Raw genomic sequence first — 14263 nt, 5'->3', positions numbered from 1 at the left:
GGCGGGCCGGCGTGGTGGTGGCGCTCACTTGACGTACTCCTTCGTCCCGTCGGCCGGCGTGGTCCCGGTGCCCGGCCGGGCACCGCCCCCGGCCGCCTCCCGCGCGATCCCGAGGAACGCCTCCTCCAGGGAGGCCGACCGCACGTCCAGCCGGCGCAGTTCCACCCCGGCCCGCTCGGCCCAGGCCAGCAGCCCGGTCGCCGCCCGCTGCAGCTCGCGGGTGCGCAGCCGCACGGTGCGCCCGTCGGTCTCGTGGTCGCTGACGCCCAGTTCGGCGAGGGCGGGCAGGTCGCCCACGAACCAGCCGTCGGGCAGCTCGAAGCTGATCCGGGACGGCTGCGCGGCGGTCACCTCGGCCGGTGTCCCGGTGGCCGCGATGCGCCCCTCGTGCAGGATGGCCAGCCGGTCGGCGAGGTGTTCGGCCTCCTCCAGGTAGTGCGTGGTCAGCAGCACCGTCGTCCCGGCGTCGCGCAGCGCGCGCACCAACTCCCAGGTGTCCCGGCGCCCTTCGACGTCCAGTCCGGTGGTCGGCTCGTCCAGGAACAGCACCTCGGGCTCGCCGAGCAGGGCGAGCGCCAGGTCGAGGCGGCGCCGCTGTCCGCCGGAGAGCTGCTTGACCCGTACGCCGGCCTTGCTGTCGAGTCCGACCAGGGCGAGCGCCTCGCCGACGGGCCGCGCGCCGCTGACGCAGCCGGCCCACATCCGGGCGGTCTCCGCGACGGTCAGCTCGGACGGGAAGCCGCCCTCCTGGAGCATCACACCGGTGCGGGGGCGTACGGCGGCCCGCTCGGTGTACGGGTCGTGGCCGAGGACCCGGACCCGGCCGCCGGCCGGTGCGGCGAGGCCCTCCAGCAGTTCCACCGTGGAGGTCTTGCCGGCGCCGTTGGTGCCCAGCAGCGCGAAGACCTCGCCCCGGCGCACGGTGAAGCTGACGCCGCGCACCGCCTCGAACCCGCCCCCGTACACACGCCGCAGGTCGGTGACCTCAATCACGTGTTCGTGTCCGTTCGCATCCATGCCCCGAGTCTTCCGGCGCGGCGGGCCGGGCGGCAGTGCGCGCTGTCATGACTCCGTATGACAAATGTCAGACCGGGTCAGGCGGGGAGGGACACGAAAAGACCCCGGTCCGGTGGACCGGGGTCTGATTCCCGAGCGGACGACGAGGCTCGAACTCGCGACCTCAACCTTGGCAAGGTTGCGCTCTACCAACTGAGCTACGTCCGCAGATGCTCCCGACCGGCTTTCACCGATCGGTGCGGGCACCAGCCTACCTGATCGACCAGCGACCTCGGTACGGCGGTGCGGAGCGGGTGACAGGAATCGCACACTGCGCCTTCCCCCTGGAAGGGGGATGTTCTACTACTGAACTACACCCGCGTGCCTCCGTGAGCTGGGCTTTTCGGCCCCGCCCCTCGGCGTGCTCCAGACTTTAGCTGATCACCGGGGGTGCCGCGCAAGTCGGTTGCCCCGAGGGGCGGCTGAGCGCCCGTCGGTCACTGGGCCGCGGCGAACGCCTCGTAGATCTTCTTGGGGATGCGGCCCCGCGCGGGGACCTCCATCTTGTTGGCCTGGGCCCAGGCGCGGACGGCCGCCGGGTCGGGCGCGACCTCCGTCTGCCGGTACGCCTTGCCGGACCGCGACCGCTTGCGGCCGGCCTCCACGTACGGTTCGAGAGACTCGCGGAGTTTCCGGGCATTGGCTTCGTTCAGGTCGATCTCGTACATCCGGCCGTCGAGTCCGAAGGCGATCGTCTCCGCCGCTTCCGAGCCGTCGATGTCGTCAAAGAGAGTGACCACGACACGCTGCGCCACGAATATCGGTCCCTTCGTGCGGCATCCGATCGATGACATGGCACAACCCGCCAGGACGCCGTCGAGATGCCGACTGTTCGCCACTAATTGGGCAAAGTATCGGCTAATGACATTTCATTTGTACAGTGCCCGGCATTGCATTGTGAAGCCCGACTAAATCTCTTGGCGTGTCTCCTGCGCAATAGGCGCCGGCGGGCCCGGGAGGATCTTTCCCCAAGCTTTTCGTACGGGGTCGGCGTCGATGCCGAATCGTGATGGGGATCACGTACTTTCCTACAACTCTACCCGCGTAGAAATTTTGTACGGGTAGTCTGAAGGAACCTGCTCAGCACCACACACCGGGAGTGCCAGTGGCACGCGTCGTAGTCGACGTCATGCTCAAGCCGGAGATCCTCGACCCCCAGGGCCAGGCGGTGCAGCGCGCACTGCCGCGACTGGGTTTCGACGGGATCTCGGACGTCCGCCAGGGAAAGCGTTTCGAACTGGAAGTTGACGGGCCCCTCGACGAGGCCGCCCTCGCCCGCATCCACGATCTTGCGGAATCCTTCCTCGCCAACACCGTGATCGAGGACTTCACCGTCCGGGTCGAGGAAGCGGCGGAAGTCGCGGAGGCCGTGAAGTGACCGCTCGTATTGGCGTCGTCACTTTCCCGGGCAGTCTCGACGACCGGGACACGCAGCGCGCGATCCGGGTCGCGGGCGCCGAACCCGTGGCGCTCTGGCACAAGGACAAGGACCTCAAGCAGGTCGACGCCGTGGTGCTGTGCGGAGGTTTCTCCTACGGCGACTATCTGCGCGCCGGGGCCATCGCCCGCTTCTCGCCGGTGATGGACACCCTCATCGACCAGGCCAAGGCCGGCCTGCCGGTGCTCGGCATCTGCAACGGCTTCCAGATCCTCACCGAGGCCCACCTGCTCCCCGGCGGCATGCTCGGCAACGACCACCTGCACTTCATCTGCCGTGACCAGAAGCTGCGGGTGGAGAACGCCGAGACCTCCTGGACCAGCGACTACACCGCCGGCCAGGAGATCAGCATCCCGCTGAAGAACATGGACGGCCGCTACGTCGCCGACCGGCGCACGCTGGACGAGCTGGAGGCCGAGGGCCGCGTCGCCTTCCGCTACCTGGTCCGCGGCCAAGCCGCCGACGGATACGGAAACCCCAACGGCTCGCTCAACGACATCGCCGGCGTCACCAACGCCGCGGGCAACGTCGTCGGCCTGATGCCGCACCCCGAGCACGCCGTGGAGCCGCTGATCGGCACCGGCCGCACCGACGGCCTGCCGTTCTTCACCTCGATCCTGAAGAAGCTGGTCAACGCATGAGCCGGACGCCTCTGGACACGGTCGAGCACGCGACCGCGACCCCCGACGTCGAGCTGCCCTGGGCCGAACTGGGCCTGAAGAAGGACGAGTACGAGCGGGTCGTGGAGATCCTCGGCCGCCGCCCCACCGGCGCCGAACTCGCCATGTACTCGGTGATGTGGTCCGAGCACTGCTCGTACAAGTCCTCCAAGGTCCACCTGCGCCAGTTCGGCGAGAAGGCCCCCGAGAACGACGCGATGCTGGTCGGCATCGGCGAGAACGCCGGTGTGGTCGACGTCGGCCAGGGCTACGCGGTCACCTTCAAGGTCGAGTCGCACAACCACCCCTCCTACGTCGAGCCCTACCAGGGCGCGGCCACCGGGGTCGGCGGCATCGTCCGCGACATCATCGCGATGGGCGCCCGCCCGGTCGCCGTGGTCGACCCGCTGCGCTTCGGCGCCGCCGACCACCCCGACACCAAGCGCGTCCTGCCCGGCGTGGTCGCCGGCATCGGCGGCTACGGCAACTGCCTGGGCCTGCCCAACATCGGCGGCGAGGTCGTCTTCGACGCCTGCTACCAGGGCAACCCGCTGGTCAACGCCGGTGCCATCGGCGTCATGCGGCACGAGGACATCCACCTCGCCAAGGCGTCCGGCGCGGGCAACAAGGTCATCCTGTACGGGGCCCGGACCGGCGGCGACGGCATCGGCGGCGCCTCGATCCTGGCGAGCGAGACCTTCGACGACGCCAAGCCGTCCAAGCGCCCCGCCGTCCAGGTCGGCGACCCCTTCCAGGAGAAGCTCCTCATCGAGTGCACCCTGGAGGCGTTCGCCGAGAAGCTCGTCGTCGGCATCCAGGACCTGGGGGCCGCGGGCCTGTCCTGCGCGACCAGCGAACTGGCCTCCAACGGCTCCGGCGGCATGCGCGTCACCCTGGACGACGTCCCGCTGCGCGACTCCACGCTCTCGCCCGAGGAGATCCTCATGAGCGAGTCGCAGGAGCGCATGTGCGCGGTGGTCGAGCCCGAGAAGGTCGACCGCTTCCTGGAGATCTGCGACAAGTGGGACGTCATCGCCACCGTCATCGGTGAGGTCACCGACGGCGACCGCCTGGAGATCTTCTGGCACGGCGAGAAGATCGTCGACGTCGACCCACGCACGGTCGCCCACGACGGCCCGGTCTACGAGCGCCCCTACGCGCGCCCCGACTGGCAGGACGCCCTCCAGGCCGACGACGCGGGCAAGCTGCCCCGGCCGGCCACCGGCGAGGAGCTGAAGGACCAGGTCCTGAAGCTGGTGTCCTCCCCGAACCAGGCGTCCAAGCAGTGGATCACCCAGCAGTACGACCACTTCGTGCAGGGCAACACCGTGCTCGCCCAGCCCGAGGACTCCGGCATGATCCGGATCGACGAGGAGACCGGCCTCGGCGTCGCCATCGCCACCGACGGCAACGGCCGGTACGCCAAGCTCGACCCGTACCAGGGCGCCCAGCTCGCCCTGGCGGAGGCGTACCGCAATGTCGCCACCACTGGTGCCAAGCCGCTGGCCGTCTCCGACTGCCTGAACTTCGGCTCCCCCGAGGACCCGGCGGTCATGTGGCAGTTCGCGGAGGCCGTCCGGGGTCTCGCCGACGGCTGCCGGCAGCTCGGCACCCCGGTGACCGGCGGCAACGTCTCGCTCTACAACCAGACCGGCGAGGCCGCCATCCACCCGACCCCGGTCGTCGCGGTCCTCGGCGTCATCGACGACGTGGCCCGGCGCACGCCGGTCGCCTTCCAGGAGGAGGGCCAGTTGCTCTACCTTCTCGGCGACACCCGGGAGGAGTTCGGCGGTTCGGCCTGGTCCCAGGTGATCCACGACCACCTCGGCGGACTGCCGCCCGAGGTCGACCTGGAGCGCGAGAGGCTGCTCGCCGAGATCCTGATCTCCGCCTCCCGCGACGGCATGATCGACTCGGCGCACGACCTGTCCGACGGCGGTCTGGTCCAGGCGGTCGTGGAGTCGGCGCTGCTCGGCGGCAAGGGCGCTCGCCTGGTCGTCCCCGAGGGGCTGGACGCCTTCACGTTCCTGTTCTCCGAGTCGGCCGGCCGCGCGATCGTCGCCGTGCCGCGCTCGGAGGAGCTGCGGTTCACCGACATGTGCGGCGCGCGGGGGCTGCCGGCCACCCGCGTCGGTGTCGTCGACGGGGACACGGTCGAGGTCCAGGGCGAGTTCGCGCTCACCCTGACCGAACTCCGCGAGGCCCACGAGTCCACGATCCCGTCCCTGCTGGCCTGACCGGCCCGGACCGTACGACGACGACGGCGGCGGCGCGGCCCCCGAGGGCCCCGCCGCCGTCGCCGTGTCCCGGCGTGCGCCCGGCCCGCCCGGTCCGTGTGCGCCCGTCGTGGTCCTGGTCCGGCGTGGTCCGGTGCCCGCGTCGTGGTCTTGGCCCGCCGCCGTCGCCGTGTCCCGGCGTGCGCCGGGCCCGTCCGGCCCGTGCGCGCCCATCGTAGTCCTGGTCCGGCAGGGTCCGGTGCCCTCGTCGTGGTCCGGCGCAGGCCGCCCTCGGCGGGTCCCCGGTGTACGCCCGGACCGTCCTCGCCGTGACTCCCGTGCCCCCCGGCCACCCCGCCGCATAGGCTCGCCCCCATGCCCCCGGTCAGGAAACGTCCCCGCAGCTACGACCCCGCCCGGACCCGTGCCGCCGTCCTCGCCCAGTACGGTCATGTCCGCGCCGCCGCCGCCACCCTCACCCCGGAGCAGCTCGCCCTGCCGACCCGCCTGGGCGACTGGACCGTGCGGGAACTGGTGGCGCACTTCGGCATGGTGTTCGCGGCACCGCACCGGATGCTCGGCATGCCCGAGCCGTCCCGCCCGGACGGGCAACTGGCCGCCTGGCCGCTGGCCATCGCCGCCGAGGCCCCGGCCATCGCCGACGCCGCCCACCAGCGGGCCGCTCGGCAGCCCGACCCCGACGCCCACCTCGCCGAGATGGAGCGGCAGTTCGTCGCCGACCTCGACACCTACCCCGGCAGCCGGCTGCTGGACACCGGCTCCGGCGCCCTGCCGTTCGCCGACTACCTCGTCACCCGTACCGTCGAACTCGTCGTGCACACCGACGACCTCAACGACGCCGTGCCCGGCCTGGCCGTCCCCCTCGACCGGCAGGCGCTGGCCGCCGCGACCAGGCTGCTGGCCGACGCCCTCGCCGTGAAGGCGCCCGGCGGCTCCACCGAGGTGCGGGTCCCGCCGTACGCCGTCGTGCAGTGCGTCGAGGGCCCCCGGCACACCCGCGGCACCCCGCCCAACGTGGTCGAGACCGACCCGCTGACCTGGATCAGGCTCGCCACCGGACGGCTGGCCTGGACCGACGCCCTCGCCGCCGCCGCGGTGAGCGCGAGCGGGGAGCGGGCCGACCTGGCGGCGCTGCTGCCGGTCATGGCCTGAAACAGCCCCCCGACGGAACCGGTGCCCCCGCCCGCCCGTCGAAGGGGCATGGACAGGCAGAAGCAGCGCATGACCCTGACGGCGGCCGTCGCCGCGCTCGTCCCGCTCGCCGCGGCCTGCGGAAGCGAACAGGCCGACGGCGGCAGCGGCGCGGCCGACGGCACCGCCCGGCCCCTGACCGGCGTCCGCTGGAAAGTGGACAGCGTCACCGCCGACGGCGGCGAACACCAGGTCGCCGACGGCGCCTACCTGACCATCGGCGCCGACGGCAGGGCGGAGGGCAGCTACGGCTGCAACGGCTTCAGCGCCAAGGCCACCGTCGACGGCGACCGCGTCCGGCTGACCGACGCCACCGCGACCGAGCGGGCCTGCGAGGACCGCTCCATGGCCGTGGAGCGCGCCCTCGCCCGCACCCTCACCGCCGGCCCCCTGACCAGCGACGTAGACGGCGACCGCCTCACCCTCACGGCCGCCGGCGGCGACACCGTCCGCCTCACCGGAGGCCCGGACGCCGGGTAGGGACGGTCCGCGACGGCCCTATCACCCTGAGCGCTCCCACCACCACCCGACGGGTGTGCGAAGACTCACTCAGGGACGCCGGACGGCCCGGGGCGGACGCCCGGGATCGCGCGGACCGGCTCCCGGGCCGGCCCGCGCAATCCCGCCCTGACCAGTACGAACGCCACTCGCGCCGGTCCGGGCGCCGACCGGTGGTCCACCGCGGCGGCCGCATCCCCAATTCGGACCAGTGGTCGACCTCGCCTACACTCGGAGACGTGCCACGTGGTGACGGACGACTCAGTCATGATCTGCTCCCCGGTGAGAAAGGCCCCCAGGACGCATGCGGCGTCTTCGGAGTCTGGGCTCCCGGCGAAGAGGTCGCCAAGCTCACTTACTTCGGGCTCTACGCCCTCCAGCATCGAGGCCAGGAATCCGCGGGAATCGCGGTCAGCAACGGCTCCCAGATCCTCGTCTTCAAGGACATGGGCCTGGTCTCCCAGGTCTTCGACGAAACCTCCCTGGGCTCGCTCCAGGGTCATATCGCGGTCGGACACGCCCGCTACTCGACCACCGGTGCCTCCGTGTGGGAGAACGCCCAGCCGACGTTCCGCGCCACCGCGCACGGTTCCATCGCGCTCGGCCACAACGGCAACCTGGTCAACACCGCCCAGCTCGCCGAGATGGTCGCCGACCTGCCCAAGCAGGAGGGCGGCCGGACCCCGCGCGTCGCGGCGACCAACGACACCGACCTGCTCACCGCGCTGCTCGCGGCCCAGACGGACGACGACGGCAAGCCGCTGACCATCGAGGAGGCCGCCCACCGCGTCCTCCCGCAGGTCCGGGGTGCCTTCTCCCTGGTCTTCATGGACGAGCACACCCTCTACGCCGCCCGCGACCCGCAGGGCATCCGCCCCCTGGTCCTCGGCCGGCTGGAGCGCGGCTGGGTCGTCGCCTCCGAGTCCGCCGCCCTGGACATCTGCGGCGCCGCCTACGTCCGGGAGATCGAGCCGGGCGAGTTCGTCGCCATCGACGAGAACGGCCTGCGCACCTCCCGATTCGCGGAAGCGAAGCCCAAGGGCTGTGTCTTCGAGTACGTCTACCTGGCCCGCCCCGACACCGACATCGCCGGCCGGAACGTCTACCTCTCCCGGGTGGAGATGGGCCGGAAACTGGCCGCGGAAGCGCCGGTCGAGGCCGACCTGGTCATAGCGACCCCGGAGTCCGGCACCCCCGCCGCCATCGGGTACGCCGAGGCGTCCGGCATCCCGTTCGGCGCCGGCCTGGTCAAGAACGCGTACGTCGGCCGGACCTTCATCCAGCCCTCGCAGACCATCCGCCAGTTGGGCATCCGGCTGAAGCTGAACCCGCTGAAGGAAGTCATCAAGGGCAAGCGGCTGGTCGTCGTCGACGACTCCATCGTCCGCGGCAACACCCAGCGGGCCCTGGTCCGCATGCTCCGCGAGGCCGGCGCCGCCGAGGTCCACATCCGGATCTCCTCGCCGCCCGTGAAGTGGCCCTGCTTCTTCGGCATCGACTTCGCCACCCGCGCCGAGCTGATCGCCAACGGCATGAGCATCGACGAGATCGGCACCTCGCTGGGCGCCGACTCCCTGGCGTACATCTCCATCGACGGCATGATCGAGGCGACCACGATCGCCAAGCCCAACCTGTGCCGGGCCTGCTTCGACGGCGAGTACCCGATGGAGCTGCCCGACCCCGAGCTGCTCGGCAAGCAGCTCCTGGAGACCGAGCTGGCCGCCGGGCCCGCCGCCACGGCCGCCGCCGACGCCATCCGTCGCCCGTAGCCGACCGTCCGCCACACCTGCCGTACGACACGAAGGTTCTCATCGTCATGCCTGACACAACCGGTGCCAGCTACGCAGCTTCGGGCGTCGACATCGAAGCGGGCGACCGCGCCGTCGAACTCATGAAGGAGTGGGTGCGCAAGACCCAGCGCCCCGAGGTCCTCGGCGGCCTCGGCGGCTTCGCCGGCCTCTTCGACGCCTCCGCCCTGAAGAAGTACGAGCGGCCCCTGCTCGCCTCCGCCACCGACGGCGTCGGCACCAAGGTCGACGTGGCCCGGCGGATGGGCGTCTACGACACCATCGGCCACGACCTGGTCGCCATGGTCATGGACGACATCGTGGTCAGCGGCGCCGAGCCGCTGTTCATGACCGACTACATCTGCGTCGGCAAGGTGCACCCCGAGCGGGTCGCCGCGATCGTCAAGGGCATCGCCGAGGGCTGCGTGCTGGCCGGCTGCGCCCTGGTCGGCGGCGAGACCGCCGAGCACCCCGGCCTGCTGGGCCCGGACGACTTCGACGTCGCCGGCGCCGGCACGGGCGTCGTGGAGGCCGACCGCCTGCTGGGCGCCGATCGTATCCGTACGGGTGACACGGTCATCGCCATGGCGGCCTCCGGCCTTCACTCGAACGGGTACTCACTCGTCCGGCACGTCCTGCTGGACCAGGCGGGCCTGGCCCTGGACGCGCACCTGGACGACCTCGGCCGCACCCTCGGCGAGGAACTCCTGGAGCCGACCAAGATCTACTCGCTGGACTGCCTGGCCCTCACCCGCACCACCGATGTGCACGCCTTCAGCCACGTCACCGGCGGCGGCCTCGCCGCCAACCTGGCCCGGGTGATCCCCGACACCCTGCACGCGGTCGTGGACCGCTCCACCTGGACCCCGGACCCGATCTTCGACCTGGTCGGCCGGACGGGCAGGGTCGAGCGCCTGGAGCTGGAGAAGACCCTGAACATGGGCGTCGGCATGATCGCCGTCGTCCCGCAGGACTCCACCGACGTGGCGCTGGCGACGCTGGCCGACCGCGGCGTGGACGCCTGGGTGGCCGGCGAGATCACCGAGCGCGGCGACCGGCCGACGGGGGCCGCCCTGACCGGCGACTACGCCGCCTGAGCGAGGCACCACCGGTGTGGGTAGCACAGAAGCCGGTCGGTGACATCAGTCACCGACCGGTCTCGTGTTCAGTACAAGGTCAAGCGCCGCGACGATGCTGCGAGGATTGGCCGTCCTCATCCTCCTCGTCGTCGTCCTCATAGAGGTCGGCGTACCGGGAGTACAGGTCGTCGTCGTCATGCTCATCGTCCTCGAACCGCCCGCCGCTAGGCGGTGGCGGATTCGACGTCGATGCGCCCAGCTCCTCGGCCAGGCGGGAGAGATCAGTCCCACCGCTGTTGTACTTCAGCTGGCGGGCGACCTTCGTCTGCTTGGCCTTGGCCCGGCCGCGCCCCATGGCTCGACCCCCTCAACGACGGGGCTCGACGGCCCCAGAGTCTTGACACGCGTTCATGATCCGGAACGAGCTCTCCGTGGAGAGACCGGTCCGTAGGGCTTCCACGGTACCTGAGCCCACGCCCATACGGTACGTCGCCCGCAGGACGTGGCCGCGCCCAGGACCTTCGAGGCGCCCCGTCCTCGCTGGTCAACCGCGATTTTAACCACTTATCGGCGGCCGACCCGCCCGAAGAAGTGAGAGTTCTCTCCAACTCCCCCTCGGCAGGTACCGCCGGAGCGGGACGGGGCCCCGCCGATCAGCCCCGTCCGCGCGCCCGCGCCATCCGCTGCTCGGCGATCCGGTCGGCCGCGGCGGCCGGCGGAATACCGTCCTCCTTCGCACGTGCGAATATGGCCAGCGTGGTGTCGTAGATCTTCGCGGCCTGCGCCTTGCACCGGTCGAAGTCGAAGCCGCGCAGCTCGTCGGCGACCTGGATCACGCCGCCCGCGTTCACCACGTAGTCCGGCGCGTAGAGGATGCCGCGGTCGGCGAGGTCCTTCTCCACGCCGGGGTGGGCGAGCTGGTTGTTGGCCGCGCCGCACACCACCTTGGCGGTCAGCACCGGCACGGACAGGTCGTTCAGCGCCCCGCCCAGCGCGCACGGCGCGTAGATGTCCAGCCCCTCGGTGCGCACCAGCGCGTCGGTGTCCGCGACCGCCAGGACCGACGGGTGGCGCTCGGTCACCGCGCGCACCGCGTCCGGGCGCACGTCGGTGACGACGACCCGGGCGCCCTCCGCGAGGAGGTGCTCCACCAGGTGCCGGCCGACCTTGCCGACGCCCGCGATGCCGACGGTGCGGTCGCGCAGTGAGGGGTCGCCCCACAGGTGCTGGGCGCTGGCGCGCATCCCCTGGTAGACGCCGAAGGCGGTGAGGACGGAGGAGTCGCCGGCGCCGCCGTGCTCGGGGGAGCGTCCGGTCGTCCAGCGGCACTCGCGGGCCACGACGTCCATGTCGGCGACGTACGTACCGACGTCGCAGGCGGTGACGTACCGGCCGCCGAGCGAGGCCACGCACCGGCCGTAGGCGAGCAGCAGGTCCTCGGTCTTGTCCCGCTCGGGGTCGCCGATGATCACGGCCTTGCCGCCGCCGTGGTCGAGCCCGGCCATGGCGTTCTTGTACGACATCCCGCGGGCGAGGTTCAGCGCGTCGGCGACGGCGTCCGCCTCGGTCGCGTAGGGGTAGAACCGCGTGCCGCCGAGGGCGGGGCCCAGGGCGGTGGAGTGGACGGCGATGACGGCCTTCAGGCCGCTGGCCCGGTCCTGGCAGAGCACGACTTGCTCATGACCGCCCTGGTCCGAGTGGAACAGGGTGTGCAGTACATCAGCAGGTGCGCCGGTTACGTCGGTCACGGTGGTGACTCCTGAGTAAGTTGCGGCGGTCGGAGACTGGTCCCCGTGCGGGTGGCGGGGGCTGTGGCACGAGATTAGAGCCTGGTGCCGTCCGCCCGCCGCACAGTGCTCAGGATCACCTCCCCACGGAGTAGGGCCGTGCGACGATTTGCTGAGGTTCCCGCACGTTCGTGACCGGGTGCGGCAGGTTTTCACCGCGGTCCGCGGGGGAGGGAGCAGGCGTGCCCAAGGTGTCCTCGGTGGTGGTCCCGTACGCGGCGTACTTGCGTGTGTACGAGCCGCTGGCCGCCTTCCCGCAGCCCGAGCGCGATCACTGGGCGCGGTACGCGCGCCGCACCGATCTGCCCTCCTGCCAGGACGAGCTGCGCCGCTCGCTGGCCGATCTGCTGCCCACCCCGCCGGTCCCGGTGCCGGTGCACGAGAGCGCCGACGCCTTCGTGCTGGAGACCGGCGGCGTGGTCTGCGTCTGCCCGTGGCGGACCAGGCTGCGGAGCTGGCAGGCGCTGGAGGAACTGGCCGGCGACTTCGCCGAGCCGGTCCTCGACGCCCTGCTGCCCCCGGTGGTGCGCCGGCAGGCGGCCCAGGACTACGAGCGCTGGGTGGAGCGCAACCCGGACGCCCGCCCGTGGATTCGCACCGCCACCTGGCAGGTGCCGATCAACTGGTTCGTGCTCGTCTCCGACGAGGAGCGCGAGTACGACAAGGGCGGCGGCGATCCGGGGGCGCCGGCGCCGGTGCTGCGCTACCGCACCCCGATGGTGCAGGCCCGGCGGCGGGTGGCCCGGGGGCTGCGGGCCCTGCGCGAGGCGATGGACGAAGGGCCGCTGATCGACGGCCTGGTGGACGTGGGGCGCTGGCTGGAGGAGTTCCATCCCCGTTCCGTGGTGGAGCTGGACTACGGCGGGCTGGTGCACGCCCTGCCGGCCGGGGCGCTGGAGGACGACCACTCCGCGGCGGACGTGGCGGAGGGGATCGAGGCGCTGCGGCACGGCGACGGGGTGGCGGCCGGGGCGGCGTACGGGCGGCTCGTGGAGCGGTGGCGGTCGGTCCGGGACCGGCGGTCGGCGAACTGACGTTTGACGTGACGCCCGTTTTGGGGTTTCGTCACTCGCTCCGGGAGAACCTCGGGACACCTGACGGCCCGTCACGGCGGACCGGCGGGACGTAGGTCCCGATCCGGGCGTATGACTCAAGCGTGATGGACCGCACGTACCCCACTCTTGCGTCCCTTGCCCCTCCTCATGCCAAAATAGGACAAGGAGTCCGGGGAGTACTCCATCCGTCCTGCTTTGGGGGGTCTGGTAACTCCTGAACGCCACTGTGACTGATCGTCACAGTGGCGTGACTGTCCGCTATGGCATGGTCCATCGGCTTCCGTCGGTGATGAACACCTGGGAGGGCAATTCCATCGGTTTGGCCGACGCGGCTGGACAGATGGTGTAGTTGTAGTGCCGAGGACAAGCCGTTCGTCCTATAACCGACTCGACCCGCGTCCACCATTTCGGGCAACGCGGGTCAAGGTGCAGAATTTAGAGGAAAGAACCGAGAAGGTTCGGTTCTCCCGAGGAGGCCGCTCATGACCGCTCGCACCCCTGATGCCGAGCCGCTGCTGACCCCGGCTGAGGTCGCCACCATGTTCCGCGTCGACCCGAAGACGGTCACGCGCTGGGCGAAGGCCGGCAAGCTCACGTCGATCCGCACGCTCGGCGGGCACCGCCGCTACCGCGAAGCCGAGGTCCGCGCTCTGCTCGCGGGCATCCCGCAGCAGCGCAGCGAGGCCTGAACAACCGCATAACGGACAGATCGGCTGGCCCCCAACCCGCCGGGACGTCCCGCACCACAGCTCCAAGCGACGCGGGGATCTGCCCCAACAGGCCCCACGCCCACGCCGTATCAGAACTTCATAGGCAGTTGACAGGGTGCGTCGTCGATCGCGCTGGACTCCGCCGGGTCCGGCGCGATCTTTTTTGTGCCTGGTGACGGGGCCTGCGCGGTGCTCTGTGCGCGGCCTTGTCGGAGTCTGGGGGCCGCTGTCGGAACCGCTGTGGGGGACCTCTGCCGACAGTACAATTGCACATATTAAATTGACCAGTTGTATGTGGGGCGTAAGTGCCCCTCTTTCAAAAACTCGTGCGGTGACACCCGTCACATACCGTATGGGTTGTTGGTTCCGGCCTCGGTGCGCTATTGGGGCATTCGTTTCCATCGGCCCATGGCCGCAGGGGTGTTGAGCCGGCGCGGGTCGTCACGCGCCGACCGGGCTCTCGCCGCGCACGGCCGCCTGGCGGCCTTCCGGGGGCCGCGGGGCGGAATCCCTCGCCGGCCGCGCCGGACGGTGGCAGACGGGACGGTGGCGCGTGCCACGGCGGCAGGGCGGGGCGGTTGTCGGGTGGGCGCGGAGCGGCGCCCGCGTCTCGTGCCGCTCCGATGCCGCCATACGCCACCTCCGGGGAGCCACACGGGGATACGGGCCCTCCCCTCCGGAGTACCCAGCGGGTGTGACGGCGTCAAGGGCGCCAGGGGGCGCACGGAGGGGCACGCGAGAAGGCCCGAGTCGAATGACTCGGGCC

The 14263-nt window shown here is 71.2% G+C and carries 14 protein-coding genes and 2 tRNA genes; 9 read left to right on the top strand and 7 right to left on the bottom strand.

Annotated features, from left to right (window positions below; translation table 11 throughout):
• Positions 1 to 24: 24 nt before the first annotated feature.
• The 4 genes from ACFY32_RS27440 to ACFY32_RS27425 all read right to left on the bottom strand — a co-directional run bounded on the left by ACFY32_RS27440 (position 25) and on the right by ACFY32_RS27425 (position 1811).
• A complete protein-coding gene (locus tag ACFY32_RS27440) occupies positions 25 to 1017 on the bottom strand; it encodes an ABC transporter ATP-binding protein (RefSeq protein WP_359190754.1) in 993 nt (330 codons plus the stop codon).
• Between the two features lie 134 nt (positions 1018 to 1151).
• Positions 1152 to 1224: transfer RNA gene (locus tag ACFY32_RS27435), tRNA-Gly, on the bottom strand.
• 81 nt (positions 1225 to 1305) lie between these two features.
• Positions 1306 to 1377: transfer RNA gene (locus tag ACFY32_RS27430), tRNA-Gly, on the bottom strand.
• Positions 1378 to 1493: 116 nt separating this feature from the next.
• Complete coding sequence (locus tag ACFY32_RS27425) at positions 1494 to 1811, bottom strand: Lsr2 family protein (RefSeq protein ID WP_359190757.1); 318 nt, start codon at positions 1809 to 1811, stop codon at positions 1494 to 1496.
• A 350-nt stretch (positions 1812 to 2161) separates the two neighbouring features.
• On the opposite strand from ACFY32_RS27425, the gene purS reads away from it, so the two are divergent.
• The 7 genes from purS to purM all read left to right on the top strand — a co-directional run bounded on the left by purS (position 2162) and on the right by purM (position 9963).
• On the top strand, positions 2162 to 2434 hold the full coding sequence (gene purS / locus ACFY32_RS27420) for a phosphoribosylformylglycinamidine synthase subunit PurS (protein ID WP_359190760.1): 273 nt from the start codon (positions 2162 to 2164) through the stop codon (positions 2432 to 2434).
• A complete protein-coding gene (gene purQ / locus ACFY32_RS27415; RefSeq protein WP_359190763.1) occupies positions 2431 to 3135 on the top strand; it encodes a phosphoribosylformylglycinamidine synthase subunit PurQ in 705 nt (234 codons plus the stop codon). Before purS ends, purQ begins: the two co-directional genes overlap by 4 nt.
• Positions 3132 to 5390, top strand: a complete 2259-nt coding sequence (gene purL, locus ACFY32_RS27410) for a phosphoribosylformylglycinamidine synthase subunit PurL (RefSeq protein ID WP_390675560.1) — start codon at positions 3132 to 3134, stop codon at positions 5388 to 5390. The genes purQ and purL overlap by 4 nt, the downstream gene beginning before the upstream one ends.
• Before the next feature lie 354 nt (positions 5391 to 5744).
• A complete protein-coding gene (locus ACFY32_RS27405; RefSeq protein ID WP_390675559.1) occupies positions 5745 to 6542 on the top strand; it encodes a sterol carrier family protein in 798 nt (265 codons plus the stop codon).
• Positions 6543 to 6590: 48 nt separating this feature from the next.
• Positions 6591 to 7061: an META domain-containing protein gene (locus tag ACFY32_RS27400; RefSeq protein WP_390675558.1), complete on the top strand. Its 471-nt coding sequence runs from the start codon at positions 6591 to 6593 to the stop codon at positions 7059 to 7061.
• 257 nt (positions 7062 to 7318) lie between these two features.
• A complete protein-coding gene (gene purF / locus ACFY32_RS27395; protein WP_359190775.1) occupies positions 7319 to 8848 on the top strand; it encodes an amidophosphoribosyltransferase in 1530 nt (509 codons plus the stop codon).
• A 47-nt stretch (positions 8849 to 8895) separates the two neighbouring features.
• Positions 8896 to 9963 carry a phosphoribosylformylglycinamidine cyclo-ligase gene (gene purM / locus ACFY32_RS27390; RefSeq protein WP_359190778.1) on the top strand — a complete coding sequence of 356 codons (1068 nt, stop codon included), beginning with the start codon at positions 8896 to 8898 and terminating at the stop codon, positions 9961 to 9963.
• Between the two features lie 79 nt (positions 9964 to 10042).
• On the opposite strand, the gene ACFY32_RS27385 is transcribed toward purM, so the two are convergent.
• Entirely contained in the window at positions 10043 to 10300 is a 258-nt protein-coding gene (locus tag ACFY32_RS27385; protein WP_359190781.1) for a DUF3073 domain-containing protein, read from the bottom strand.
• Positions 10301 to 10598: 298 nt separating this feature from the next.
• On the bottom strand, positions 10599 to 11693 hold the full coding sequence (locus ACFY32_RS27380) for a Leu/Phe/Val dehydrogenase (RefSeq protein ID WP_390675557.1): 1095 nt from the start codon (positions 11691 to 11693) through the stop codon (positions 10599 to 10601).
• 221 nt (positions 11694 to 11914) lie between these two features.
• Between ACFY32_RS27380 and ACFY32_RS27375 the strand changes: the two genes are divergently transcribed.
• Together ACFY32_RS27375 and bldC are read left to right on the top strand one after the other, a co-directional pair.
• The gene (locus tag ACFY32_RS27375) at positions 11915 to 12766 is read left to right on the top strand and encodes a hypothetical protein (RefSeq protein WP_390675556.1); all 852 of its coding nucleotides are present in this window, start codon (positions 11915 to 11917) and stop codon (positions 12764 to 12766) included.
• A gap of 503 nt (positions 12767 to 13269) precedes the next feature.
• Entirely contained in the window at positions 13270 to 13476 is a 207-nt protein-coding gene (gene bldC, locus ACFY32_RS27370) for a developmental transcriptional regulator BldC (protein WP_003949541.1), read from the top strand.
• Between the two features lie 462 nt (positions 13477 to 13938).
• Here bldC and ACFY32_RS27365 read toward each other — a convergent pair whose 3' ends face one another.
• A complete protein-coding gene (locus ACFY32_RS27365) occupies positions 13939 to 14130 on the bottom strand; it encodes a DUF6274 family protein (RefSeq protein WP_390675555.1) in 192 nt (63 codons plus the stop codon).
• Positions 14131 to 14263: the final 133 nt, after the last annotated feature.

The organism is Streptomyces sp. NPDC000134, from assembly GCF_042899225.1.
Taxonomy (GTDB): domain Bacteria; phylum Actinomycetota; class Actinomycetes; order Streptomycetales; family Streptomycetaceae; genus Streptomyces.
Note: the sequence above shows the minus strand (reverse complement) of the source record. Positions and strands in the feature narration are given on the sequence as shown.